Raw genomic sequence first — 25,909 nt, 5'->3', positions numbered from 1 at the left:
AAAAAGCAGCAACCCGGCATTGACTCAGACCGCTACCGCAGGAACCTAACGACACGGCCTAAAAACCTCAACCTTCAAACATCGAGAACAAAACCGAACCTACGCCAAAAACATCGCCAAATGACAAGCGATCCTAAACAAGAACCCAAAAGCATCAAACCCGAAAACCCGTCCACCGGTGCCAACAAAAATAAAAAACGGTGCGATGCCCTTCCGGACACCGCACCGATACGCGCCTCTCGCAGCAGCGTGAAAACCTTATGACTCTCTCTCTGTCGTCCTTGCCCCGGCTGATTCGTTCGGCTTAGAACGAGTGCTGGATGCCTGCATACACGCCGGTCTGGTTATGACCTGGCAGCGGGTTATCGGTCGAAACCGTGTTACCTGCAGCGTTCGCATTCAAACCAAAGTTAGCGTTCTTGCTGTTACGTGCCGATGCGACCTGGATGTCCAGCAACGTACGCTTCGACAGGTTGTACGAACCGCCGATTGTGTAGATGTTGGCGTTGCCCGCACCGTTGTTCGCATTGACGTGATATACCGCCGCGATCAAAGCTGCAGCCGGCGTAGCTTGCCACGTCACACCGCCCCATTCCTGATCAGTCGTCGTCGGCGTTCCGATAGGTACATTGGTTTCACCCGACGTACGCGACGCTTGATACACGGCCTGAATCTTGAACTGGCCGAGGAACACGTTGATGCCGGCGAAGTATTCGCGGCCGTAGTTGAACGGACCGTTCGGCGAACCTGCGGCCGTATCGCCCAGACCACCGTTCACGTTGTTGCGGATCTCGTCGTACAAGCCACGGATCTGGAACAGCGAGTTCGTGTAAGTCACTTGCAGACCGCCTTCACGACCTGTTCCCGGTGTTGCCGGGTTGCCGCCGCTACCGTTAAAGCCCGTCGTGTTCGAGAACGCGTACTGGCCGTAGACGTCAAAGCCAGCGATCTTCGGCGACTGGTACGACACATTGTTGCTCGATTGCGGCCAGTTGCGGCCACGCACCAGCGACGCCGACGACCAGTTCGACTGACCGAACGGATCGAAGTCCCACACGCCGTTCGAGATGAACAGTTCACGACCCAGCAAGAGGGTACCGAACTGGTCGTTGGCGATACCCACTGTCGCCCAACGATTGAAGAGACCATTGTTGCCCGGGCCCTGGCCCGTCATGGTGTTGAAGCTGCCTTCCAACTGGAACACGGCCTTGTTGCCGCCACCCAGATCTTCAACGCCCTTCAAGCCCCACAGGCTGGTACCCCAGTCACCGCTTTCTGCACGGAAACGATTTGAGCTGCCAGTAGTAACGCCAGGACCAGCGGTACCATTACTTGTAGGCGCGCCCGACATGTATTCGAGACCGGCATCGAGCCGGCCGTAGAGCGTCACGCTACTTTGAGCGTGAGCCGCAACGCCGACCGTCAGCAGCGAAGCCGCGAGCAAAGCTTTCTTCATCATCTCCTCCAACCCTGTCAAAAATAGAAGCCCAAAAGCGGCGGTGTTGGTTCGGCGCCAGCGCACCGAACCGGAAACTATTTAGAGGGATGACACGCGAAGGACCGGTGTCCGTGACGTCCGGTGTGCCCGTTGATTGGCCCCTTGCGTCACAACCGATCCTAGGGATCGGTGTCTCCTCAGTTCTTTTTGAAGTAAAACTACTTTTAATGAACTTCGTTTCCGTACTTTGATTACTAATTTAGCAAATTACCTTTGTGCCGCCAAGAAAATTGTTATCAACCCATTTTCTGTCTCGAAAATGCAATGATCGGTGTGTTGCGCATTCTCGAAACGCGCTCAATATCGGACGTAAAGCCTTGATGGATAAGGCTGTAAGCGATATCGACCTGCAACGCTATGGATTGCCTCTATTGACGGGCGATGCATGTGGGGTTAATGCGCCGGTGGCTTAAAAACGTCCATGTGTTTAGATTCGCCAACTAAAAAAGCGCCCCTCGGGGCGCTTTCAGATTTGTAGCGGGGAGCGTCTGTAGTTTTACTTCAGGCTACCCGACAGAAATTGCCGGAGCCGCTCGCTGCGAGCGTTGCCGAAAACGTCGTCGGGATGTCCTTCTTCTTCTATCCGTCCCTGATGAAGGAATACGACGTGATTCGACACATTGCGTGCGAATGCCATTTCGTGCGTCACCACGATCATCGTGCGGCCTTCCTCGGCTAGCGTCTGCATCACCTTCAGTACTTCGCCGACCAGTTCGGGGTCGAGCGCCGAGGTGGGTTCATCGAAGAGCATGACGTCGGGGTGCATGGCCAGCGCCCGCGCGATCGCCACGCGCTGCTGCTGGCCGCCCGACAGATGCGACGGATATTGCTGTTCCAGCCGCGGCGCGAGCCCCACTTTCTCGAGATAAGTACGCGCACGCTCGAGCGCTTCCTGTTTCGATAACCCCAGCACCTTCAGCGGCGCCTCCATCACGTTTTCCAGCACGCTCAGGTGCGACCAGAGGTTGAAGTGCTGGAAGACCATGGAAAGGCGCGTGCGCATGCGCTGCAGTTGTTTCGGTTCCGCCGACTTAAGTGCACCGAACTTGTCCTTGAGCGTGCGGATTTCCTCGCCATCGACAAAAATCCGGCCCTGATTCGGCTGCTCCAGGAAGTTGATGCAGCGGAGCATCGTGCTCTTGCCCGACCCTGACGAGCCGATGACGCTGATCACATCGCCGGCTTTCGCCCTTAGCGAGACGCCCTTGAGGACTTCGTTGTCGCCGTACTGCTTGTGCAGGTTATCGACGAAAAGCTTGCTTGCCGGTGTGTTCATGATGTGCCGTTCCCTGTTACTTATTTACCCTGCGGCCGCAAGTACGCAAGCCAGCGGTACTCGGCACGGCGAAACAACCACACGAGCGCGAACGAAATACACAGATAAAGCACGGCGGCAATGCCGAACGCCTGGAACGACTGATAAGTAGCGGAATTTACGTCGCGGGCAATCTTAAGGATGTCCGGCACGGTGGCGGTGAACGCAACGGTGGTCGCATGCAGCATCAGGATCACTTCGTTGCTGTAGTAGGGGAGCGCCCGGCGCAGCGCCGACGGCAGGATCACGCGCCGATAGAGCGTGAACGACGACATCCCGTAGGCGCGCGCGGCTTCAATCTCACCGTAAGGCGTCGCCCGGATCGCGCCGGCGAAAATTTCGGTGGTGTACGCGCAGGTATTCAAGGTGAACGCGAGCAGCGTGCAGTGCATGCCGTCGCGGAAAAACTGGTTGAGCAGGACGTGGTCGCGGACCACTTGCAGGCTATAGAGCCCGGTGTAGCAAAGCAGCAATTGCACGTAGAGCGGCGTGCCGCGAAAGATGTAGGTGTAGACCCAGACGCCGCGCGACAAGAACTTGTTCTTCGATACCCGCGCGACCGACAACGGGATCGACAGACAGAAGCCGAGCACGATCGACACAACCAGCAGCCACATGGTGATGGCCAGGCCGGTGATGCGATAACCGTCGGTGAACAAATAGTTGCGCCAGTATTCCTGGATGATTTCGAGCATGGATTCCGCCGCGTGGGGTGACCTGGGTTGCCTGAGGCTGCCGGGTAGTGTCTGGGTTCGCCGTGATTGTCTTCAGGCGAGGGCGCTTGGCGCACGAATGTCGCGTGTTGCTTGCGACCGCTTTCGGCTTCTCATGGTCATCGTGGTTTCGATGGTTTTCATGGCTTAGAGATCGGCCTTGCGCACGCCCGACGAGTAACGCCGTTCAAGCCACAACAGCACGAGATTCGACACGGTCGTGATCACGAGATACACCGCGCCCGCGAGCAGCGTGAAGAAGAAAAAACGCAGTGTGCCCTTGCCGGCGTCCTGGGCGGCCTTGACGACGTCGGCCAGACCGATGATCGATACCAGCGCGGTCGCTTTCACCATCACCTGCCAGTTGTTGCCGATGCCCGGCAGCGCGAAACGCATCATTTGCGGAAACATGATTCGCGAGAAGGTCTGCCACGGCGTCATGCCGTATGCCGCGCCCGCCTCGAGCTGGCCGCGCGGCACGGAGAGGAAAGCGCCGCGGAAGGTCTCGGTGAAATACGCGCCATAGATGAACCCGAGCACAATGACACCCGCCACGAACGGATCGATATCGATCTGGTCCCAGCCGAGGAAATCCGTGAGGTGATTCAGCCAGATCTGAATGCTGTAGAACAGGAGCAGCATGAGCACCAGGTCGGGAACGCCGCGCACGAGCGTCGTGTAGACCGTGCCGACACCCGAAGAAATCCGGTTCCTCGACAGTTTCGCCGCCGCCCCGAGTAGGCCGATCACGAAGGCGAACACGAGCGACAAGACCGCCAGCTTGACGGTTTGCCATGTGCCCGAGAGGATAAGCGGCCCGTAGCCTTGCAGAAACATGGTGATTCCTTGATGACGTGCGCGCGTGCCGTGGCTTTCGCTTTTGTCGCTGTGGCCGGGTTAGCCGCGCTTTTTTTGCCTGAATTCGCATAACCGCTGTCTGGCGGCCTGCTTCGGGTGTTCGGTGAACCTGGCCTCTCGCGTTGCTTGGTTCGTGGCTTATCTACACCTTCTCTACACCCACCGTCAGTAGTCTCGCTGCCGGTTTGCTTCTATCCGTCTGTATAGCTGAATGTGTTTCTCTTCATCGGCAAATCGCCGGTCGCGCGCTGCAATCGTGCCCCGACGCACCTCCCCCAAACTTGGCCCCAGCCCCTCCAAAGCCCGTTAACCTATCGTCTCCGGCGGTGCTTATTCTAGGTGTCCAAAATTGGTGCGATTTGTCGACAAACGCCTTTCACCGAAAAATCGTGACCTGGGTTGAAATCCACCGAAACCTCATGCGGCTTTCCCGGCACGGCTTCCCCGGCGGGACGTAGATGCCTCCGGCGCCCGTTGACCCTTGAAAAGGCGGGTATTCTACCCGAAGCCGGCCTATGCGCCCGGGGTAGCGCCGGGGCTTTCCTTGAACCGATACATCGGGCAGAGCCCACCGGCCAAACCCCCGCATTGTCTCGATTGCATGCATTTTCAGAACGGTGTGGTGTTTGCGCGGGCGATTGTTTAGGGCGGCCTGCGCCCTTACATTCTCTCCATCGCAATATCACCGGGAGTTCGATATGTTTGAAATTCGACGCGCCAATGAACGTGGCCACGCTAACCATGGCTGGCTTGATTCGTATCACAGCTTTTCCTTCGCCGGCTACAACGACCCCAAGCATGTGCACTTTGGCGCGCTGCGGGTCATCAATGAGGACCGCGTGGCGGGTGGCCAGGGCTTCGGGACTCACGGCCATCGCGACATGGAAATCATCAGCTATGTGCTCGAAGGCGCGCTGTCGCATAAGGACAGTATGGGCAACGGCTCGACCATCCGTCCCGGCGATGTCCAGCGCATGAGCGCCGGCACCGGTGTGCGCCATAGCGAGTTCAATGGCTCGGACAGCGAAACCGCGCATTTCCTGCAGATCTGGATCATCCCGGACGCTGAGGGCAATGCGCCGGGCTACGAGGAAAAGCGTTTCGACGACGCTGAAAAGCGTGGCCGGCTGCGGGTGATCGCATCGCCGGAAGGACGCGACGGCGCGGTGAAGCTGGGCGCCGACGCCGAAGTCTACGCAGGTCTGTTCGACGGCGATGAACGCGCCGAATTCGACGTGCCGGCCGGGCGCCGCGTATATGTTCATGTGGCGCGGGGCGCGATTTCGGTGAACGGTGAAACGCTTGTAGCTGGCGACGCCGCAAAGCTGGAAGGGGTGTCGAAGGTCACGCTGGAACAAGGCGCCGGCGCTGAAGTGATCCTGTTCGACTTGGCGTGAACGGCGGTAAAACCGTTATGAGCTGATCTTCCGGCTACGGCTGGAAGAACGATCGAGGCTCGACAAAAGGCCGCGGAAGCAATTTCCGCGGCCTTTTTCTTTGTTTGTGTGCCTTGGATTCCCGGGAGGCCTGATGACGCCGCGCGATATGTCCGGCGGACCTCCACAAAACCGGCGTGTATCGATCAATTGTGTCGGCCGCCGTTTCCGCGCTGACCGAAAACCCCCATTTCCCCAAACGAAAAAGCCGTTCCAGCGTCGACTGGAACGGCTTGTCCGGCAAGGGCGATTGAATCGGCGGCTACGCCACCGCAATCAACGCCCGGTTTCCGAGCTTAAGCAATGCTCACGGATTGACAGCAGACGCGCCGGCCGGCGCGCCGTGCGTTCCGCGATGCTGACTCCAGCGCTCATGCATCTTTTCGCGCATGGCTTCCATTCTTGCGAAGCGCTGCTTGAGCGCCGTGCTGACCGTGGTCTTCTGCTGGTCGTTCAGCGTGTTATAGAAGTTCAGCCACGCGGCGCTCGTCTGGTCGCGCAACTGGGCATTCTGCTGCTCGATCTTCTGATGCGTCGCGTACATGGCGTTCAGGTCGAGAATGGGCTGCTGCTTCATCGATGCCATTTGTGCGCGCATCTGCTTGTGGCTTTCGCGCATGGCCTCATGATTCTGCTTCATGGTGCTGAGCGCGGCTTGCCACGATTTTTCCTGGTCCGCGTTGAGATTGAGCTGGCCATGCAACTTATCCAGTTCTTTCTTCATCCGCATTCCGCCACGATGGCCGCCCGGGCCGCCATGACCGTCCATCATGGCCGGCCCGCCGGGCGGCGGCGCGTCGGGTGTGACAGCGCTGGCGGCATTGACCGCGCCGATCGACAGGGCGAGCGCGGCGGCGGTGATGGCGAGGAATCGGGACTGTTTCAACATGGTCTACTCCTTTTTGATTTCCAGAGCCGATCTGGCTGCGCCTTTCAGGTGGTCGCGCCTTCGGTAAGACACAGCGTAGACAGTCGCCGGGAAGCGCGTGTTACGAGCGGTGGCCGCGTTATTACGCGGGTTTACTTTCGCCTTTCGCGGTAACACCCAGTAAACGTTTCCGCTGTCTTCGCAACATGGAGGCCCCGCGCAGGCGTTAAACTGCGTCGCATGGCTACTCAAATACTTGTCGTCGACGACGACTCCGAACTGCGCGACCTGTTGCGCGACTATCTGGTCCGGCAAGGCATCGAGGTATCGGTGCTGCATGATGCAGGCACACTCGAACGGCGCCTCGAACGCGAGCGCCCGGACCTGATCGTGCTCGATCTGATGATGCCGGGTGTAGACGGGCTGACCGCGTTGCGCAAGCTCCGCGCGTCGGGCGACGACATCCCGGTGATCATGCTGACGGCGCGAGCGGACGACGTGGATCGCATCGTCGGACTGGAACTCGGTGCTGATGACTATCTCGGCAAGCCGTTCAATCCGCGCGAGTTGCTGGCGCGTGTGCAGGCGGTGTTGCGCCGCCGCCGCACGATTCCGTCGGCGGCGCCCGAGCAGCGTGAACCGTTTTCATTCGGGCGTTTCCGGCTCGACTTCCAGTCGCGCACGCTGCATCAGGACGAAACGCCGCTCACGCTGTCGGGCAGCGAGTTCGCATTGCTGAAGATTTTCGTCAATCACCCCATGCGCACGCTGACGCGCGAGCGCTTGCTCGAACTGCTGCACGGCCCGGAATACGACGGCACCGACCGGGGTATCGACGTCCAGGTGTGGCGTCTGCGCCGGATTCTCGAAACCGATCCGTCCACGCCGCGCTTTATTCAGACTGTGCGCGGACGCGGTTATGTGTTCGTGCCGGACGGCGAGCAAAATGCGTCGGCCCATTGATTCACTGTTCGGCCGGCTGGTTGTCCTGGTCATTGGCGTGCTCGTGTTGTCGCACGTCGCCTGGTTCGCGGTCATCCGGCTCGAGCGGGATCAGACACAAACGCGCTATGCGGTAGAAGAGGCCGCGTTCCTGGTTGACGCCGTGCGCCAGCACATCGCGAATTCGCCCGATCAGCCGCTGCCATCGAGCGTGCGGGTGGTCGAGCCGAACAGTTCTGACGTTCCCCCACCTTTTACCGACGCCGATTCCAGCCGCGTGCCGCCGCCGTTCAGCCGGTTTATCGACGACTTGCGGGATCGGCTGCCGGATGGCACCGACGTTCGCATTGGTGAGCCGGGCGGTCCGCCGCGCCTCTGGGTGCGGGGCGCGAAAGACGCCAGCTGGATTGTCGTGCCGGTGCAGCCTTTGCGTCCGCCGCGTTCGCGCGACCGCATGTTGCTTTGGCTCGCGATTATTTTCTCCACCGCCGTGATGGCCGCGCTCTTTGCCGCGTGGCAATTGCAGACGCCGTTGCGCTCGCTGGCGCAGGCGGTCGGCCGCTTCGGCCGCGGTGAACCCACTCCACCCGTTCCGGAGCGCGGTCCGCGCGAATTGCGGCAGTTGACCCATGGGTTCAACCAGATGGTGCGCGAAGTGGAGCAGACGGAAAGCGATCGCGCGGTCATGCTTGCGGGAGTCGCTCACGATCTCAAGACGCCGCTGGCGCGCTTGCGCCTGCGCGCTGAAATGATGGATGAAGCCAAAGTGCGCGACGGCGTGGTGCGCGACGTGGATTCCATGGCGCATATCGTCGACCAGTTTCTTGTGTTCGCCCACGACGGCGCCGATCGAAGCGAGCCCGCTGAAGTCGATCAGCAGGCCGAGCGCATTGCACGCAGTTATCGCGCGGTGACCGTGGGGGCGCCGTCAGTGCAGACGCGTCTGATGGCGGGGCGGGATTTCGCTTTGCCTGCTGCAACACTTGACCGCTTGTTGTCGAACCTGCTCGATAACGCTCACGCGTACGGCGCACCGCCCGTTGTGATCGAAACGTCGCGTGGAACGAATGGCTGGATTTTGCGTGTCATGGACAGCGGTAACGGCATCGCGGCACACGATCTGGTTAAGGCAAGCCGGCCGTTCGTCAGGCTTGATCCGGCGCGCGGCGGTAGTGGCCACAGCGGGTTGGGGCTGGCAATCGTTGAGCGGCTGGTGCGGCGGGCGGGCGGTGAATGTGAAATTGGCAATCGCCCCGAAGGCGGCCTGCAGGTCGTGATGACCTTTCCTTTTGATGTAGTGGCGCGCTCGGCCGAGATGTTACATGGCGACGTGATGCATGAAGCCCGCGTGATGTGATTGTGTTCCTCCATCCCGAGGCTTGGCGTCCTCGGGTGGGGTGGTTCAAGGGCTTGGGCAAACTCCCGCAGCGCCAGCAAACCCAAGGCTGCCGCCCAAGCGAAACCGCTAATCGAACAGGGTATTGAGCGCAGAAGCCGCTTCGCTGTCCACCGTGTTGTAGGTCACGGTCGCGGCTTCGAAAATATAGTGCGTGGTGTATTTGCCAAACCGCGCCAGGATTTCCTCCTGGATCACTTCAGGCGCGACATCGAGGCGCAAATACCAGGCAGTCGAAGAGAGCCGCGTCTGGAACGCGCCATACTCGGCCAGCAAGTGATCGAATGCTTCAGCGTCCTGATCGCGGCAGACAATGACCAGATTTCCCTTCATTCACCCCTCCTGATTCTTGATAACGGCAGATATCGAACTCGAAGATCGATAATACCTGCTGTCGTGCCGCCGCCGCACCCCGCCTTTCAGCCAACGTCGCGCCAAATTGCCGTTTTATCCATTGTTCAGTACGTGTCAGGCCGTTTCAGGCTGCCGTGGCATGGGCGGGCGCGTATCGGCCGGACGCACTTCGCTGCGGTCGCGTCCTCCCGATTTCGCCGCGTACAACGCCAGATCCGCGCGCTTAAGGAGATTTTCGGCGGTGTCGCCGTCGCTTAGTTCCGTGATGCCAATGCTGACGCTCAGCATGGTGTCGTCGGGGAGATAGGCGCAATGTTCCTGGTTGAAGCGCTTGCGCAGGCGTTCGAGAACCGTGTGGGCATCGGCGAGCGAGGTATGCGGAAGCAGCAGCCCAAATTCCTCACCGCCCAAGCGCCCGACGCCATCGCTCGCGCGCAATTGCTCCTCGCACATCCGCACGAAATGTTCGAGCGCACGGTCGCCGGTCGCGTGGCCGAAGCGGTCGTTCACCTGCTTGAAGTGGTCGAGATCGGCGATAGCAACCGACAGCGGCACGCCGCCCGAGCAGGCCAGACCGACTTCGCGGCGCAACGTATCGAGGAAATAACGTCGTGACAGCGCGCCGGTCAACGCGTCGTGGCGAGCTTCGGCCGACAGCAGCTCATTGGCCGACTGCAACTGGTTGGCCAGATGGCGCGTGGCCCGGTGCAAGCGCCGTTCGCGCAGATACGACACGGTGATCACGATCGCCAGCAGGCTCACGCCGAGCGCCGTCAGGAACACCAGCAGCCTGTCGCGACGCTGATTGCTCACGATTTCCGCCCAGTTCGGCAGCGGATGGACAATATGAGCGGCAAGCCCCGAGTTCAGGCCGGTGCGTTCATCGTAGAGAGAGGGTGAGCTGCTGTCCCCTGCGGAGAAAAACGAGCGCGCGAGCGAAGGCGGCAGCCAGGGCGCGTCTGCCCGCACGCGTTCTCCAATGTTCGTCAGCTGCAGCGTCCGGAAATCGACCCGCCGATACGCATCCAGCCGTTGCGCCCGCGACATCCGCAGCACGGGCGAATCCGGCAGTACGCGGTTTTCGAGCTGGCTTTCGTGAGCCATGACAATGACGCCGTTGCTGTCGGTGACGAACGTGCCCGGGCGCGATACCCAGTGGCGCAAGCGGTCCACACTGACTTTCGCGATCACCGCGCCCACCAGGAAGCCGTCGCGATACACCGGCGTGGCGATGAAAATGCCCGGATCGCCGCTCATTCTGCCGACCCCGTAAGTTTCGTTGAACGCGCCAAGCAGCGCTTTCTGGATATAGCCGCGCATGCGCATGTCGGTGCCAACGAAGCTGTTCGAGTCGAGGCCATTGCTCGACGCCACGCAAAACCCGTCGCTATTGACGACCCACACGTAGTCGAGACCCGTGAAGCCGCGGGCGTTGCGCAGGAAGTTGTCGAGTCTGGCGAGCGCCGGCGTGGCGAGCCACTTTGCTCGCCGCTCCGGTTCGGTTTGCTGGATTTCTTCGGCGGAACTGTGCGATTCGGCGAGCGCCAACTGGATCATGTCCATTTCGGCGATAGTGGCCGGAATCGCCCGGGACATGGCGAGGTCGCTGGCAATGATCTGCGCGGTATTGTCGACGATAGACGCTGCCATTTGCTGTTCCACGCGTACCGACGTGGTCACTTCTTGCTGTACCATTCGCTCCGACACCATCCCGGCGGCAACCCAGCACACGCATGCGAGCAACGCGAAGGCGAGCGTCGCGATGGCGCGGTGATAGGTTGTCTTGTTCATCGATCCTCTGGCTTGTCTGACTGTGGCGCGAGCCGGTGGCACAACCCGCGCAACGTGCATGTTATGAGTGTTTTACCGGCATGTGAGCATCTTACCGGGCGCAGCCGCGCCCACATCGGTAGTTCGCCCAAGTGTCGTGGCTGATGGCCGGGACCGGCATCAGCCGCACCTCATGCTTTTGTTCGTTCGTTCATTGGTCCGGAGCATCCGCAGTCCCTTTTTTGGCCAGGTTCACGCCGGTTCTCTCATTCGGTCTGCGCCTCTGCGCCTCCAGGCCTCGATTGGACGACGTTTTCTCTCGGCCATCAAGTTGTTATCGGCGGGAGCGGGCGATTCTGAACAGCGTGTTTACCTCCGCCCTGGGGTCAGCCGTTTAGCTTATGCGCGGTGTTGAGGCCCGGGGCTTCAGAAACCACGCAACAGACCCGTCAACTGAGGTTGTGCGTGAAACAAAGGTTGGTGTAGTGTCGTGCGTTTCTGAAATGGTCAAGTTGTGTGTCGACGCGACGGTGGATGGGGCCGCAACCACGTCCGGCGGATGAGGGAAGGGTGGAGTATCCGCCCGGGAAATAACAACACAAGCAAGAAGACAAGCAAGAACACAGGCAAGGACACAGCCGCCGGACGTTTGCCTCACGTGACGAAAAGCCTGCTGCAACGAGCCTCAACGGGAAAGGGCGTGGAATGGATTTTGGCTTTAACCTGACTCGAACGGCGAACGCATCGGCGTTGCGCCTGTTGCCTAATCGATGGGACTTCGTCGCGTTCCCGTTGATTATCTGCGTGCTCGCGCTCACCGTGGTCGGCTTCCACGAGACGATGGCGCCCATGTCGACGCTGCAAACCCAGGCCATCTCGCTCGACCCGGCGAACCTGCCCGAATACGCGCTTCGAACGACCTTGCGCATGCTGGCGGCCATGGTGGCGTCGCTGGTCTTCACGCTGATCTACGGCACGCTCGCGGCGAAGAGCCGGCGCGCGTCTGTCGTGCTCGTGCCGATACTGGACATTCTCCAGTCGGTGCCGGTGCTCGGTTATATCTCGTTCACGGTCACGTTTTTTCTCACGTTGTTTCCGGGCCGCGTGTTCGGCGCCGAGCTGGCGGCAATCTTCGCCATTTTTACGAGTCAGGCGTGGAACATGACGTTCAGCTTCTATCAGTCGCTGCGCACCGTGCCGCGCGATCTCGATGAAGTCTCGCGCGGCTTTCACCTGACCAACTGGCAGCGCTTCTGGAAGCTCGAAGTACCGTTTTCGATGCCCGGCCTCATCTGGAACATGATGATGTCGATGTCGGGCGGCTGGTTCTTCGTGGTCGCGTCCGAAGCAATCGTGGTGGGTAACCGGACCATCGTGCTGCCGGGTATCGGCGCGTATCTGGCCACTGCCATTGGCGAGCGCAATCTCGGCGCGATCGGCTGGGTGATCCTGGCCATGACGGTCGTGATCCTGGCCTACGATCAGCTCATGTTCCGGCCGCTCGTTGCCTGGGCCGACAAATTTCGCATGGAAAACACGAGTTCGGGCAACGTGCCGGAGTCGTGGCTGCTCGACCTGATTCGCCGTACGCGCCTGATTCACCAGTTGCTGGTGCCGGCGGGCTGGATCATCGGCAAGATGGCGCGGGTGCCGCTGAAGCTGCCGTCGCTGCAAGGCCGCCTGCCGAAATTCCCGATGCGCGCGTTGGGCAGCTCAGCACCCGGCGCGCGCAGCAAGTCCCGCAATCCGTCCCGTGCCGGCGATATCGTGTGGGCGGTCATCGTCCTCGCGCTGACCGTGTTCCTGGTATGGAAGGTGACGCTGTTCGTGAGCAAGGGCGTCACGTGGGGCGAAGTCTGGCACGTCTTCTGGCTGGGCTTGATCACGTTGTTTCGCGTGATGGTGCTGATCGCGATTGCATCGGTGATCTGGGTTCCGGTTGGCGTCCTGATCGGCTTGCGGCCTGCCTTGGCCAGCAAGATCCAACCGCTCGCGCAGTTCCTGGCCGCGTTCCCGGCCAACCTGCTGTTCCCGGTGTTTGTCGTGGTGATCGTCAAGTTCAACCTGAACCCGGATATCTGGCTCTCGCCGCTGATCGTGCTCGGCACGCAGTGGTATATCCTTTTCAACGTGATTGCCGGAGCGACGTCGTATCCGAACGATTATCGTGAAGCGGCCACCAATTTCCAGATCAAAGGCTGGCAGTGGTGGCGCCAGGCCATCCTGCCGGGCATTTTCCCGTACTACGTGACGGGCGCGATCACCGCGTCGGGCGGGGCGTGGAATGCGAGCATCGTGGCGGAAGCGGTGTCGTGGGGAAATACGAAAATCGTGGCGCACGGGCTTGGCGCGTATATCGCGCAAAGCACGGCCGACGGCGATTATCCGAAAATCATTCTCGGTATTGCCGTGATGTCGCTGTTCGTCACACTCTTTAACCGGCTCTTGTGGCGGCCATTGTTCGCTTATTCCGAAGCGCGTTTGCGGCTGGACTGAAGCTGACGGCCGCACCATTAAATTCTTGTAATCAGCAACGCGCGAGCGCCTATGTCAACGCAGACGAATACGACACCCCAAACGCCGCCGATCCCGCCGCGCCGCGGCGAGGAAATCCTGCACGTCGAGAACGTGAGCCGCGGCTTCAACAAGACGCAGGGCGAACTGCTCGTGCTCGAAGATGTGAACCTGACGCTCAACGCAGGCGAGATCGTCGGATTGCTGGGCCGTTCGGGTTCCGGCAAGTCGACGCTGCTGCGGATCATCGCCGGATTGATCGAGCCAACCGGCGGCCAGGTCACCTATATGAGCGAGCCGTTGCACGGCCCGGCAAAAGGCGTGGCCATGGTCTTCCAGACTTTCGCGCTGTTTCCGTGGCTAACGGTGTTGCAGAACGTGGAAGCGGGACTGGAGGCGCAAGGCGTGCCGGCGAAGGTGCGGCGTGAGCGCGCGCTGGCGGCAATCGACCTGATCGGCCTGGACGGATTCGAGAACGCGTATCCGCGTGAGTTGTCGGGCGGCATGCGCCAGCGTGTGGGTTTTGCGCGCGCTTTGGTCGTCGACCCAACGTTGCTGCTCATGGACGAACCGTTCTCCGCACTCGACGTGCTGACCGCCGAAAACTTGCGTACCGACCTGCTAGACCTCTGGACGCAGGGGAAGATGCCGATCAAGTCGGTGCTGATCGTCACGCATAACATCGAGGAAGCGGTGTTCATGTGTGACCGGATCCTGGTGTTGTCGTCGAATCCGGGGCGCGTGATGGCCGAAATCCGCGTGCCGTTCAAACATCCTCGCAATCGGCTGGATCCGGCGTTCCGCCGCCTGGTCGACGATATCTACGCCAAGATGACCGCGCGTCAACTCGGCGAAGAGAAGAAGAAGGGCCTGGAACTGAGCAGTTGGCTGCCGCAGGTTTCGACCAACCTGATGGCAGGTTTGATCGAAACGCTTGCCGCCGATCCGTACCACGGCCGCGCCGACATGCCGGAAATCGCACGGTCGCTGCACCTGGAGGTCGACGATTTGTTTCCGGTGGCCGAAGTGCTGCAGCATCTGGGTTTCGCTGACGTGCGTGAAGGCGACATTTTCCTCACACCGCCGGCGCGCGTATTCGCCGAATTTGGAACGCAGGAACGCAAGATGATGTTCGCGGAGCATTTGCTGCGGCACGTGCCGCTCGCCGCGCGAATCAAGAAAGTGCTGAACGAGCGGCCGGGGCATCGTGCGCCACGCGTGCGCTTCGAACAGGAACTGGAAGATTTTCTCTCCGATAAAGCCGCCGAGGAAACGCTGGACGCGGTCATCAACTGGGGCCGTTACGGCGAGATTTTTTCGTACAACGACCAGACCGAGATTTTCAGCCTGGAAGACGTCGAGTCTTGATGCTCAGAGCATGAAGACAACTTGAAGCGCTGACTGGCGCAAAAAAACACGCAAAAAAAACGCGGCTGATCCGGAAACGGACACCGCGTTTTTTGCGTTCTGCGGGGCGTGTTTTAGTCATCGACGGGCGATTTTATTTTGCTTATCGAGCGTTTTCGCGGCGGCAAGAGCCGGATTGGCAACAGCCGTTGAGGTGCTGGGCGCAATGATTTCAAGTCACGCTGAAAGCCAGGCCCATTAAGCATCTTATCGATTCAATAAGGCCTTTTTGGAATGTTTTCCGCAAGATTGCTTCAGCGTAAATCGTGCATTACCCTTCGAGTCCCCTGCCTGGCCGTTCGCAAGCAGGCCGTCCCGCATGCGCTAAGCGCGAGCGGGCCAACGCTTCAGCCAACCTGAAACGTGGAGACAAGAAGATGCGCCGAACGCGCCTGTCGTTGCCGTCCTTACTGGCGTGCCGAACGCTGGGGCTATCTCGTTTGTCGATTGGCGTGGCGTGCCTGTTGCGCGCTCCGTCCGCGCTCGCCGTTTGCGACAACCTCGCGCCTGCGAGCGGGCAAACCGCCACGTGCAATGCCAATGCGCCGAATCCATCCACACAGCCCGTCGTGGCCGCCGGCGGCAGTACCGGTGTCACCGTTGTCGTGCTTCCGGGCGCGGGCATCAGCGTGAACAACAGCAGCGGTATCTCCATTCAGGATTCGAGCACCGTCCAGAACTTGGGCACGATTCAAACCACCGCCGACTCGTTCGATGGCATCACCTCCGAAGGAAGCGTATCCGGTTTCGGGCATAACTCAGTGACCAATGCCGGCTCGATTCATACATCTGGCGCGGCGTCGGAAGGCATCTATAACGGCTCGGCGGCGGTCACGATGGTGAATGCGGCGGGCGGGGTTATTGGCACTAGCGGGACGGGTTCGGCAGCCATGCTGGACTTCTCTGCAGCGGGCGGCGGCACGCTGACCAACCACGGCACGCTCACGACTTCCGGCGAAGGTTCCTACGGCATGGCCGCCGAAACCTCCGGGGATGCGCTCGTCAACAACGGCACGATTACGACGTCCGGAGCAAGTTCTTATGGCCTTTTCGCGAACGGGAGCGGCGTTGGAACGACGGTGACCAACAACGGGTCCGTCGAGACATCCGGACCGAACGGGCACGGCATCGTCTCCCTTGATGCCACGCCAGGACTCATCACGAACAATGGTTCGATCGTGACGCATGGGCCGGACTCGCTCGGCGCATATTTCGCGCATACGGTCAGCTTCGTCAACGCAGCCGGTGCGCGTATCGCCAGCGATCAAGACAACGGTATCGACGCCAACGGCGGTGGCACGTTCACCAACGCCCGGACGATCTCGGGCGGCAACGTGGGGATGTCGGCGGTTGGCGGCAACACGCTGATCGTGAACAGCGGGGTGATCGAGGGCGGCGCGAATCCCGGCATCTCGACCACCGGCCCGTACGTCGTCACCATCACGAATACCGGCCAGATATCCGGCGGCGGTGGCGTTGCTGATGGACCGATACCGGCGTGAACACGTTCAACATGAACGGCGGCACGGTCACCGGACTGATCCGGCAAGGCACCGGCGTCAACACGTTTGTGATGCAGGCGGGGCAGGTCGATTCCGTCGATCAGGGCGGCCCGCAGCCGCGGTTTACGCTGAACGGCAGCCGCGTCACGGGCGGCCTGACGAACGGCGGCGCTGCCACGATTACCGGCGGGCGCATTGGCAGCGTGGCGCTGACGGCCGTCACCAATACCTTCACGATGTCCGGGGGGCAGGTCGATGCAAACGTGACGGCAGGCACCGGCGATACGGCGTTGACGCTATCGGGCGGGGCGATCGGCGGCGCGGTCACGCTCGGCAACGGCACGAACGCCATCACGGTCACGGGGGGATCGATTGCGCAGGTTCTTGCATCGGGCGACGGGGCCGCGACCTTCGGATGGCTCGAAGGCGGTGTTATCGGCGGGACGGTGTCATTCGGAGCGGGCGGCGTGGTGGCCACGTTGTCGAATTTGACCGACGCCAACCTCGCGGGGTTATCGGCGCTCGACGGGGGCACCGGGCAGAATTCCCTCACGTTCGACCATACTCAAATTAGCGGCCTAGGCCGTTTTACGAGTTGGGAAAGCATCGGCTTGACGAACGGCAGCCGGCTCTCACTCGATAATCGCGGCGTGTCGATGGGTGACGCGACCACGCAAACGGGCCTGTTCAATATCGATACGACCAGCACGCTGGGCTGGAACGGCGGAGGGCAATCTGCAATTGCGATGACTTTGCCGGGCGGTCTCGTGACCTTGAACAATGCGGGCACGATCGACCTGACCGGTGGCGCGGGTCCGGGCAACTCGCTGATGGTCAGCGGCAACTATGCCGGTCATGGAGGCCGATTGCTGCTGCAGAGCGTGCTCGGATCGGACAACTCGCCGAGCGGAAAACTGGTGATTTCGCAAGGTGCCGCGACGGGCAATACCGCGATCGGGATAACGAACGCGGGCGGCGCGGGCGCGCTGACGGTCGGCGCCGGGATCACGGTCGTTCAGACGGTTCAGGGCGGGACAACGGCGCCGACCGCGTTTTCACTGGCGAATCCGGTCAAGGCGGGAGGGTATTCGTACTTCCTGTTTCGAGGTGGGGTGGCGGCGGGGACGGAGGATAACTCGTATTTGCGGTCGAGCATCACGCCGCCACCGCCACCGCCCGTGACGCCACCGCCCGTGACGCCACCGCCCGTGACGCCACCGCCCGTGACGCCACCGCCCGTGACGCCACCGCCCGTCACGCCGCCGCTTCTGGCCACCCCGACGCCGCTCTATCGAATCGAAGTACCGATCTATGCAGAAATTTCATCGCTTACGCGTGAACTTGGCGTGCAGCAGATCGGTACGTTCCACGACAGCGCGGGCGATCAATCGCAGTTGAACGAGACGGGCGCGCTGCCTGCAGCGTGGAGCCGTGTCTGGGGCAACCGGACGATTACCAGCAGCGGCACGGGCGTCGATCCGCATTTCAATGGCGCGATCGGGGGCATGCAAATCGGTCAGGATCTCTACGCCGATACCGCCGCGGACGGGCATCGGGACCACTATGGATTTCTGCTCGGCATGGCGCGTGCATCAGGCGATGTGAGCGGCTTCGCGCTCGGCGTGCCGGCCGTGCAGGCGGGCAGCCTGAGTATCGATGCCGGGAGCATCGGCGCTTACTGGACGCATATTGGCGCGGGAGGCTGGTACACCGATACCATCGTAATCGGCAGCGCGTTGACGATCAAGCCGTCGTCGAACGATGGCATCAGCCCGACCACGCATGGCCGGTCGATAGCGGGCTCCATCGAGGCCGGCTTGCCGTTTCCCTTGACCGCTGGCTTAAGTCTCGAACCGCAGGTGCAGGTGATCTGGCAACACGTGGCCATCGATGATCTCAACGACGGCATTTCGAACGTTACCTTCGCTGACCCCAACACCGTCGCGGCGCGCCTCGGCGCGCCTCGGCGTGCGGCTGACGGGGCGGATGCAAGCATTGGGCGCGACCTGGCAGCCGTATGCAGGCGTGAATCTCTGGCGCTACTTCAATGCCACGAGTCAGGTAACCTTCGACGGTACGACCGGCATCCCGGCGCAATCATCGTCGACGATTGCCGACATTGCAGCGGGGTTCGCCGTGAATCTGAGCGCACGCGGCAGCGTCTTCGTGAGCATGCATTACGCGATGAACGCCGGTGACGCGCGCCGCGAGGCGGTAGGCGGGAACGCGGCCGTGCGCTGGCGCTGGTGAGCAACGGTGCGGAAATCGACCCGGCCCCCCCGGCGGCTAACGACCTACTGCAGATTGCCCCAGCGCGCGACAGCCGGTTCCGCCGATGCCCACTTCCAGCCGCCGGTATCGTCATTACCCTTGCAGGCCTGCGCCAGGAACCAGTCCTCATGCGCGTCCGGCTTGTCGCCGTCCGCCACCGAGAACGCGAACTCGCGGCAGGTCGCCAGCGCGCTGGTGAACTCGCGCAACACGCGCACGTCGCCGTGGCCGTTCTCCACCGGCAGCGTGTGTTTCACTCGCCACGGTTTTGTATCGCCGACAGGAAGATCGCCCGCGGTCGTTGCAATGGCGATCTGCTGGTCACTGTGCAGGCGCTTCATCAGACGCTGGATGGCTTCGTCGGTGGCGGCCTGGACCGCAATACCCACGCCGAAACCGATGGCCGGATTGCTGGTCACCACGCCCGTGGACACGCCCGCCGCCGCGCCGGCTGCCGCACCGATCGACCCGCAGCCGCTGAGGAAGACGCAGCTCGCCGCCGCGCCGGCCGCAAGCATCAAACTGAGGCCGGGCTTCATTGCAGCGCACCCCAGCGCGGCGTAGCGGGTTCCGCCGACGCCCACTTCCAGACCTGACCATCACGACAGATCGACGCTACATAGAAACCGCTATCCGCCGGATGATCCTTGGTGGCATCGGTATCGACGGAGAATACGATTTCCTTGCAGTCGAGCGTCCCGGTACTGATGGTCCGGCTCACTGTCACGCGGCCTTTCTCGTCCGGCTCGATAGGCACGCTATGCACCGCGAACCACGGCGCCACGGCGCCAACGGCAAGCGGGCCGGCGGCCCCGGCGATCCTGTCTTGCGTATAGGTGTGCATCACGCGCTCGCTGTATTGCACGCCGGCTTTGGCGGCAGCAACGGCGCCAAGGCCAATTCCGGTTGCTACCGCTGCGTTGCGGGTCACGGTGCCGGCAATTGCGGCGCCTGCGACACCGGCGCCTGCGACGGCGCCTTCTCCGTACAGCGAGCTACAACCTGAAAGCGCGGAGCATGCGAGCGCTCCGACCAGAAGCGTTGCCAGTGCGACGACGTTGGGGGGACGCCGGTGAATCGATTTCTGCATGATGCTGTACCTTCCTCGCCTTTCTTTATTCTTTCGATAACGGCCACCGGCTTGCTTGTGCGGGCACTGAAGGAACACTAAGCAATCGGAGCGCCCGCGCATTTTGAAGTACGCAGCCAAATGAGGGGCAAAGAAATTTGCAAGAAATTGCAAATGCGGGGAACGTGGTGCAGTAAATGAAACTTACACGTGACAATCGCAAGCTCAGATCGGGGCGAATGAAGGTTCGATGAAGTCGATGAGCCGCAAGAGAGCTCATCGACTCATTGAGCTAGGCAGAGCTAGCTGTCAGCGCCTGTGGAAGTTGACGCGTCGCCGTCGCCGCCTTCGTTCTCATACGTACCGAGGCGGTTGTACAGCGTCTTGAGGCTCACGCCGAGCGCCTTGGCGGCGCGACGTTTATCGCCGCCACAATGCTTGAGTGTGCCGAGGATGATTTGCTTCTGGGCATCGGCGAGCGGCGTGCCGACCCACACGTTCATTGCATCGCCTTGCGTGACTGGCTTTTTAACCCGCGATGCAAGATGCGGATGCGCGATCTCCACGGTCTTCTCAGCCAGGATGAACGCGCGATACACGGTGTTCTTCAACTCGCGTACATTGCCTGGCCACGAGTACGTGCGCAGCATGTCAAGCGCGCGCTTGCTGAAGGATTTGTTCGTCCCTTCTTGCGCATTCATCTCGGCGAGGAAGTGCTGCGCAAGAAATTCACGGTCGGTATCGCGTTCACGCAGAGGCGGCGCACGCAGCGGAAACACAGCGAGCCGATACATCAAGTCCTCGCGCAAGCCGTTCTCCCTCACCGCGACAATCGGATCGCGATTGGTCGCCGCGATCACGCGGACATCGGAGTGAATCAGGTCATTGCCACCCACGCGAAAGAACGTGCCCGTCTCCAGCGCGCGCAGCAACTTGACTTGTCGAACCGGTGACATCTCGGTCACTTCATCGAGGAACAGCGTGCCGCCGTTGGCGTGCTCGAAGTATCCGAGGCGTCCTTGCACCGCGCCCGTGAAGCTGCCTTTTTCGTGGCCGAAGAGTTCGGGTTCGATAAGGTTATCGGGGATCGCGCCGCAATTCACGGCGACGAACGGGGCTTCGCGGCGGGCGCTCTGATCGTGGATCGTGCGGGCGATCAGTTCCTTGCCCGTTCCCGATTCGCCGATGATCAACGCGGTGGCATCGGTTGCGGCCACGCGTTCGATCTGCGAATAGAGTTCCATCATCACGGGCGATGAACCGTACAGAAGTCCGTACGATTTCAGCCCGGCAATTTCACCTGCGTTGCGTTTTTTCTGCGATGGCGTGTCGCCGGAGGCGACAGCCGGCGAGTCCAGATCGATTGACGCCATGAGTCTTTTGTCCTGCAAATGTTGTTCGGGCGACAGCACAGCCGCTGGGGATGGACGAGGCGGCGCCGCAGGCCGGAGCGGTCACCGCCAATCGGTTGGCAGGCCCGTTGTAACTGCCGCTCAGGTGGGCGAAGCATCGTCGACAAGGATCTGTCCCGTCGTTTCGGCACCAGCGCTTGCATGCGGCGTTTATCTCATAAACCGTATTTAACCATCCGTGACGGCTTAGCGCCAATGTGCTTTGCATGGGCTTTGTCGTTTCGTGGTCCTTTATCCTGCAATCGGACGCGCGAATCTCCATATGAATTCGAGCGTCACGAAACAGCGCAACGTGAGGCCGAAAGCTTCACCGATAGCGCCCTCAAATTACTGGCGTCAACGTAATTGTTACGCGTTCGAATCAGTTCGAGGTGTGGTGTGCCTGCGTGCTTTTCATGATCATCGCCCCGACGCGATGTGCGTTGAGCGAGGTGGCACGAAATCTGCACGTGGGGTGGCATCTGCAACACGAAAGGCCGGTTTCCGGCACGAAGCCATGGAAGATTCCCTTCATTTCGACATCCCCGTGCAATCGCGGGTGCGCCCTGTCCGGCGGGTTCGCGCGCCGCAACGCGCGCCCGAGCGTCCGGAACTACTGGCGGCCGAACCAATCAACCTTTATCACTGGGCGGCCGTCGGACTGGTGACTGCGCTGATGTGCGTGGTCATGGCGTGTGCTGCCGGCACGCCGGCGCTTACGCGGGCCGCAAGTATCACGAGTGTCGTGTTTGCCGCACTCAGTGGCGCTCTTGTACTTGGCGCCATGCTTCGCGCGTCGCGGTTGCGACGTTTGGAGCATCTCACGTCACTCACTTCGCGGGCTTCGTGATGGAGGCGCAAATGGAAACGCAGATGCCAGGCCAGGCGGCTCATTTATCGGATGGTTCTGTCGTATCAGATATTAATGGCACTGATGGCAAGGGGTTTCATAACATGAGTCAAACCACGGTCCAGATGTCCCTAGGCAAGCAAAAGATTATTGAAGACATCAAGGTCTTGCTGAACGATTCCGAAGAACTCGTGCGGCTCAGCGCATCGCTGCCCGCAGAAGGTGTGGATGCGTTGCGTACGCGATTACGCGATCACGTCGATGCAGCGCGCAATGCGCTTGAATCAGCGCAATCGAGTGCGCAGGAGCGGTATCGCGCGAGTCTCGACGGCACGGTGCAATACACGCGCGACAACCCATGGCAGGCGCTGGGCATTGCTGCGGGCATCGGCTTTCTGGCAGGCATTCTGGTTTCGCGTTAATTGACCAATCGGCCGAACATCGTCGACCGACCGATCATCGCGATCAATTCATCGATAACCGCACACACCGCGAACTACCGCGGCAAACGGAGGAATCACAATGGCACGACCCAAACTCGGCCTGTTCAGTGCGTTATTCGCGATAGGCGGCGTCCTCGCCTGGCGTTGGGCGCAGGCGCAGCGCGATGCTTCAAGACGCGGTGCGCGTGAACTTCATCGCTGGGAAGGCGAAGGCGGCAAGGTCATCACGCCTGCAAGCGCGTCAACCGCTTCATCCGCCACGCCCGCGGCGCCGGTCAAGCCGTCGAACGGCACGGGCAACGGCGTGCTCGGCGGCACACCTGAAGCATGGCATTTTCCACATAGCTGATCTTGCGGCGCATCGGGACGGAATAACGGCGTTCATTGATCTATGTCAACAATGTGAGCACGTGAGCTGAACGTCAGGTCACGTGTCCAAACGGACTATTCGAAACGCACGCCCAGGCGTGCGTTTCATCTTGATAAAGCCTTATAATCGGCTGACCCACAGCAATAAGTTCGCTATATGGCAATAATTGCGCGATGCAATCGGCGCCATTCGCGAAACCGGAAAGACTTTCATCCTTCGGCGTACTTGAGTTTCTCTCGGTGCCCATTCGGCCTGGCGGCGACCTGCTCTCATGCATCGTCCCAGAGACCCCCCGCGACGCTTTCTGCGCCGTGTGACCTTCAACGCTTTGGATAAATTCAAGACGCATGCCACATGTATTGATTGTCGATGACGATCCCAGTACCCGCGAGGCACTAGCCGCGATCATCGGCGAAGACGGACTGACAACAGCGACTGCGGGCGATTTGCGCGAAGCGCGGATTCAGCTTGTGCGCCAGACGCCGGACGTCGTGTTCACTGACCTCAAGTTACCCGATGGTTCGGGCGTCGACTTGTTCGAGGATCTCGATCCCCGATCCGGCGTGGAAATCATCGTCATCACCGGCCACGCGACGGTCGAGTCGGCCGTCAGCGCGCTCAAGATGGGCGCGACGGACTACCTCGTCAAGCCAATCAACATGCAGCGCGTCAAGGCGATCCTGAGCCGCCTGCCACGTCCTGGCGATCTCAAAGCTGAGATCGGCACGTTGCGTGGCGAACTGCGCCGCATGGGCCGCTTTGGCCTGATGCTGGGCAATTCGCCCGCGATGCAAACTGTCTACGATCAGGTCGGCCGCGTGGCGCCTACGGCGGCGTCGGTATTGCTGATCGGTGAATCGGGTACGGGCAAGGAAGTTGCCGCGCAGACGCTTCACGAGTTGAGCCTGCGTCGCAAACATTCGTTTATTGCCGTGAACTGCGGGGCGATCTCGCCGAACCTGATCGAATCCGAGATGTTCGGACATGAACGTGGATCTTTTACCGGGGCGGATCGTCAGCACAAGGGTTACTTCGAACGCGCGAACGGCGGCACGCTGTTTCTCGATGAAATCACCGAGATGCCGATCGAATTGCAGGTGAAACTCCTGCGCGTGCTCGAGACCGGCATGTTCATGCGGGTCGGCACAACGAAAGAACTCGAAACCGATGTGCGCCTGATCGCGGCGACCAATCGTGATCCGGAGCAGGCCGTGCTCGAAGGCAAGTTGCGGCTTGACCTGTATCACCGCCTCAACGTGTTCCCGATCAACCTGCCGCCTTTGCGCGACCGGGGTACGGACGTGGAGCTGCTTGGTCAGGCGTTCCTCGACGAACTCAATTCACGCTACAACACAAAGAAGACGTTTCCGGCTGCCGTGCGCGACATGCTGGCGTCGTATCCGTGGCCGGGTAATGTGCGGGAGTTGAAAAACTACGTGCAGCGCGCGTACATCATGTCGGGCGCCGAGTCGGATAGCACGGCGACCGTGCCGCTGCAGATATCGCTGGCGAAGCCATCGGCGGGAACGGCTGTCACGATTCCATTCGGCACGTCGCTGGCCGAAGCGGACCGCCAGTTGATCCTCGCCACGCTCGAGCAATGCGGTGGGGTGAAGACGCGCGCAGCGGAGATTCTTGGCATCAGCCTGAAGACGCTTTACAACCGGCTGGTTGAATATGGCGATGACGCCGCGAGCAAAGCGGCGATCAGCGAAGCCAGCGAAGTAGGGGATGCCGACGCCGGCCGTCGCTAGGTTTTAGCGGTATTGCCGACGTAACGCGCGCTGACCGAGTCAAACGCCCGTCTCATTGGGGCATCGAAAGATGTCCGCTTTGGACGGGCGATTTTCGTTGGAGCGCGCGAACTCAGCGCCGATAATGTCAGAAGGCCCGTAGGTTGGATGTGAAGGCGGTAAGCCCGGGGCATGGCCCTTGCTGCGACTGAATGGCTTGGCTCGTGGGCGGTTTGTTTGTTTCTTCGCCTGCGTTCAAGTTCGAGAGTCCTTGGCCGGATCGGCCGCTGCGCGCGATCCGAACGAGTGTCATCATGAAAAGATCCAGGGAGCCCGCCATGACCGATCTCGCCTCGCTTCAACGCCAATCCCGAAACCTGTTACACGTGTGGCAAGTGTTGCGCGTTTCACGAACGCCGGGGTTGATGCCGGCGGATTCGATGCCGATTCAAGCTCAGACTCCGCAGCCGCCTGACCCGCCTTTTAATCCCGACACACCGAAGCCGCCGTCGCCGCAAGAACCCCCGGATACGATTCCCGATCCGACGCGCGAGCCGCCGTCCCCGCCGAGTCAACCGATCGGCGATCCCCCTCCGGGACCGAACGAAACGCCGCATGTCTCGGGCACGCTGCATTGAGCGCGCTGGTTTAGCTGGTTCTTTAGCTGGTTCACCAGGACAAGAGCGGGCTTTGAAGATATTTCATCGTCGCTGTAGGCATTACAACGCGTTAGGCAAAAATGACCGGATTTGGCGCGTAACGTCTGGTCGTTCTTGCTGGATTTAGTTGGTAATCCGCCGCCGAACACTTCGCCGACGGCCTTCTTTCTGGAGGCACCCATGAGGCATCCCGCACTCCGCCGCTCAGCACGCCATTCATCGAAGCGTGAAGGGCGGCCTGATCCAGCCAAATTGATTCCACCCGAGGCCGCTGCCGTTCCCGCCGATCCGGCGAGTCCAGAAGCTTTGCAGTCTCCGCATGATCCTGCCTCACAGAACCGCCCGGCGCCGGACGCTCCGCCGGACGGCGACCATAACCAGGGTGGAATTCGGAAAGAAGGGCTCGATTACCAGCGGGATCTCGGGTCGGAACAAGACGCCTGAATCTGGGCCGTGAGCGACAAAAAAGCGGCCGAAAACCAGGCAGCAAGCCGTCGCATTGTGTTGCGCGCCAGCATGAAAATTTTCTGCACAGTGCGTGCTGGCCGCG

General features: G+C 60.9%; 23 protein-coding genes and 1 pseudogene. 14 read left to right on the top strand and 10 right to left on the bottom strand.

Features of this window, described 5'->3' with window-relative positions; translation table 11 throughout:
- Positions 1-304 precede the first annotated feature (304 nt).
- The 4 genes from ACSQ83_RS00885 to ACSQ83_RS00870 all read right to left on the bottom strand — a co-directional run bounded on the left by ACSQ83_RS00885 (position 305) and on the right by ACSQ83_RS00870 (position 4,363).
- A complete protein-coding gene (locus ACSQ83_RS00885; protein ID WP_436227079.1) occupies positions 305-1,456 on the bottom strand; it encodes a porin in 1,152 nt (383 codons plus the stop codon).
- A 538-nt stretch (positions 1,457-1,994) separates the two neighbouring features.
- The gene (locus tag ACSQ83_RS00880) at positions 1,995-2,774 is read right to left on the bottom strand and encodes an ABC transporter ATP-binding protein (RefSeq protein ID WP_414948005.1); all 780 of its coding nucleotides are present in this window, start codon (positions 2,772-2,774) and stop codon (positions 1,995-1,997) included.
- Between the two features lie 20 nt (positions 2,775-2,794).
- Positions 2,795-3,508, bottom strand: a complete 714-nt coding sequence (locus tag ACSQ83_RS00875; protein ID WP_158936503.1) for an ABC transporter permease — start codon at positions 3,506-3,508, stop codon at positions 2,795-2,797.
- A 165-nt stretch (positions 3,509-3,673) separates the two neighbouring features.
- Positions 3,674-4,363, bottom strand: a complete 690-nt coding sequence (locus tag ACSQ83_RS00870) for an ABC transporter permease (protein WP_414948006.1) — start codon at positions 4,361-4,363, stop codon at positions 3,674-3,676.
- A gap of 719 nt (positions 4,364-5,082) precedes the next feature.
- On the opposite strand from ACSQ83_RS00870, the gene ACSQ83_RS00865 reads away from it, so the two are divergent.
- Entirely contained in the window at positions 5,083-5,781 is a 699-nt protein-coding gene (locus ACSQ83_RS00865) for a pirin family protein (RefSeq protein ID WP_436226944.1), read from the top strand.
- A 346-nt stretch (positions 5,782-6,127) separates the two neighbouring features.
- On the opposite strand, the gene ACSQ83_RS00860 is transcribed toward ACSQ83_RS00865, so the two are convergent.
- Entirely contained in the window at positions 6,128-6,709 is a 582-nt protein-coding gene (locus ACSQ83_RS00860; RefSeq protein ID WP_436226943.1) for a periplasmic heavy metal sensor, read from the bottom strand.
- Positions 6,710-6,928: 219 nt separating this feature from the next.
- Between ACSQ83_RS00860 and ACSQ83_RS00855 the strand changes: the two genes are divergently transcribed.
- Together ACSQ83_RS00855 and ACSQ83_RS00850 are read left to right on the top strand one after the other, a co-directional pair.
- Positions 6,929-7,651: a response regulator gene (locus tag ACSQ83_RS00855; protein ID WP_031362548.1), complete on the top strand. Its 723-nt coding sequence runs from the start codon at positions 6,929-6,931 to the stop codon at positions 7,649-7,651.
- Complete coding sequence (locus ACSQ83_RS00850) at positions 7,635-8,987, top strand: ATP-binding protein (protein WP_436226942.1); 1,353 nt, start codon at positions 7,635-7,637, stop codon at positions 8,985-8,987. The genes ACSQ83_RS00855 and ACSQ83_RS00850 overlap by 17 nt, the downstream gene beginning before the upstream one ends.
- A 108-nt stretch (positions 8,988-9,095) precedes the next feature.
- Here the strand turns inward: ACSQ83_RS00850 and ACSQ83_RS00845 are convergent, their stop codons facing one another.
- Together ACSQ83_RS00845 and ACSQ83_RS00840 are read right to left on the bottom strand one after the other, a co-directional pair.
- Positions 9,096-9,359 (bottom strand): double-stranded DNA-specific endonuclease, encoded by a 264-nt coding sequence (locus ACSQ83_RS00845; protein WP_050381213.1) that lies wholly within the window; start codon positions 9,357-9,359, stop codon positions 9,096-9,098.
- Positions 9,360-9,494: 135 nt separating this feature from the next.
- Entirely contained in the window at positions 9,495-11,171 is a 1,677-nt protein-coding gene (locus tag ACSQ83_RS00840; protein WP_436226941.1) for a sensor domain-containing diguanylate cyclase, read from the bottom strand.
- Positions 11,172-11,855: 684 nt separating this feature from the next.
- On the opposite strand from ACSQ83_RS00840, the gene ACSQ83_RS00835 reads away from it, so the two are divergent.
- The 5 genes and pseudogenes from ACSQ83_RS00835 to ACSQ83_RS00815 all read left to right on the top strand — a co-directional run bounded on the left by ACSQ83_RS00835 (position 11,856) and on the right by ACSQ83_RS00815 (position 18,823).
- On the top strand, positions 11,856-13,646 hold the full coding sequence (locus tag ACSQ83_RS00835) for an ABC transporter permease (protein WP_436226940.1): 1,791 nt from the start codon (positions 11,856-11,858) through the stop codon (positions 13,644-13,646).
- 51 nt (positions 13,647-13,697) lie between these two features.
- Complete coding sequence (locus tag ACSQ83_RS00830; RefSeq protein ID WP_436226939.1) at positions 13,698-15,032, top strand: ABC transporter ATP-binding protein; 1,335 nt, start codon at positions 13,698-13,700, stop codon at positions 15,030-15,032.
- A gap of 416 nt (positions 15,033-15,448) precedes the next feature.
- On the top strand, positions 15,449-16,573 hold the full coding sequence (locus ACSQ83_RS00825; RefSeq protein ID WP_436226938.1) for a hypothetical protein: 1,125 nt from the start codon (positions 15,449-15,451) through the stop codon (positions 16,571-16,573).
- Positions 16,574-16,584: 11 nt separating this feature from the next.
- Positions 16,585-18,522: pseudogene (locus tag ACSQ83_RS00820) on the top strand (autotransporter domain-containing protein); the annotation flags it as partial.
- The gene (locus tag ACSQ83_RS00815) at positions 18,464-18,823 is read left to right on the top strand and encodes an autotransporter domain-containing protein (RefSeq protein WP_436227078.1); all 360 of its coding nucleotides are present in this window, start codon (positions 18,464-18,466) and stop codon (positions 18,821-18,823) included. The pseudogene ACSQ83_RS00820 and the gene ACSQ83_RS00815, both read left to right, overlap by 59 nt.
- Positions 18,824-18,867: 44 nt before the next feature.
- Here the strand turns inward: ACSQ83_RS00815 and ACSQ83_RS00810 are convergent, their stop codons facing one another.
- The 3 genes from ACSQ83_RS00810 to ACSQ83_RS00800 all read right to left on the bottom strand — a co-directional run bounded on the left by ACSQ83_RS00810 (position 18,868) and on the right by ACSQ83_RS00800 (position 21,286).
- Complete coding sequence (locus tag ACSQ83_RS00810) at positions 18,868-19,383, bottom strand: hypothetical protein (RefSeq protein WP_436226937.1); 516 nt, start codon at positions 19,381-19,383, stop codon at positions 18,868-18,870.
- Positions 19,380-19,934 (bottom strand): hypothetical protein, encoded by a 555-nt coding sequence (locus ACSQ83_RS00805; RefSeq protein ID WP_436226936.1) that lies wholly within the window; start codon positions 19,932-19,934, stop codon positions 19,380-19,382. Before ACSQ83_RS00805 ends, ACSQ83_RS00810 begins: the two co-directional genes overlap by 4 nt.
- A gap of 281 nt (positions 19,935-20,215) precedes the next feature.
- Complete coding sequence (locus tag ACSQ83_RS00800) at positions 20,216-21,286, bottom strand: sigma-54 interaction domain-containing protein (RefSeq protein WP_436226935.1); 1,071 nt, start codon at positions 21,284-21,286, stop codon at positions 20,216-20,218.
- Positions 21,287-21,821: 535 nt separating this feature from the next.
- Between ACSQ83_RS00800 and ACSQ83_RS00795 the strand changes: the two genes are divergently transcribed.
- The 6 genes from ACSQ83_RS00795 to ACSQ83_RS00770 all read left to right on the top strand — a co-directional run bounded on the left by ACSQ83_RS00795 (position 21,822) and on the right by ACSQ83_RS00770 (position 25,803).
- Positions 21,822-22,154: a hypothetical protein gene (locus ACSQ83_RS00795; protein WP_436226934.1), complete on the top strand. Its 333-nt coding sequence runs from the start codon at positions 21,822-21,824 to the stop codon at positions 22,152-22,154.
- A 104-nt stretch (positions 22,155-22,258) separates the two neighbouring features.
- Positions 22,259-22,576 carry a DUF883 family protein gene (locus ACSQ83_RS00790; protein WP_414948018.1) on the top strand — a complete coding sequence of 106 codons (318 nt, stop codon included), beginning with the start codon at positions 22,259-22,261 and terminating at the stop codon, positions 22,574-22,576.
- Between the two features lie 100 nt (positions 22,577-22,676).
- A complete protein-coding gene (locus ACSQ83_RS00785; RefSeq protein ID WP_436226933.1) occupies positions 22,677-22,946 on the top strand; it encodes a hypothetical protein in 270 nt (89 codons plus the stop codon).
- Positions 22,947-23,314: 368 nt separating this feature from the next.
- Positions 23,315-24,721 carry a sigma-54-dependent transcriptional regulator gene (locus tag ACSQ83_RS00780; protein ID WP_436226932.1) on the top strand — a complete coding sequence of 469 codons (1,407 nt, stop codon included), beginning with the start codon at positions 23,315-23,317 and terminating at the stop codon, positions 24,719-24,721.
- A gap of 293 nt (positions 24,722-25,014) precedes the next feature.
- The gene (locus ACSQ83_RS00775) at positions 25,015-25,338 is read left to right on the top strand and encodes a hypothetical protein (protein WP_414948021.1); all 324 of its coding nucleotides are present in this window, start codon (positions 25,015-25,017) and stop codon (positions 25,336-25,338) included.
- 201 nt (positions 25,339-25,539) lie between these two features.
- Positions 25,540-25,803 (top strand): hypothetical protein, encoded by a 264-nt coding sequence (locus ACSQ83_RS00770; protein WP_436226931.1) that lies wholly within the window; start codon positions 25,540-25,542, stop codon positions 25,801-25,803.
- Positions 25,804-25,909 lie beyond the last annotated feature (106 nt).

Origin of the sequence: Caballeronia sp. LjRoot29 (assembly GCF_964252755.1) — a bacterium.
Taxonomy (GTDB): domain Bacteria; phylum Pseudomonadota; class Gammaproteobacteria; order Burkholderiales; family Burkholderiaceae; genus Caballeronia.
This window is presented reverse-complemented; position numbering and strand designations above follow the sequence as displayed.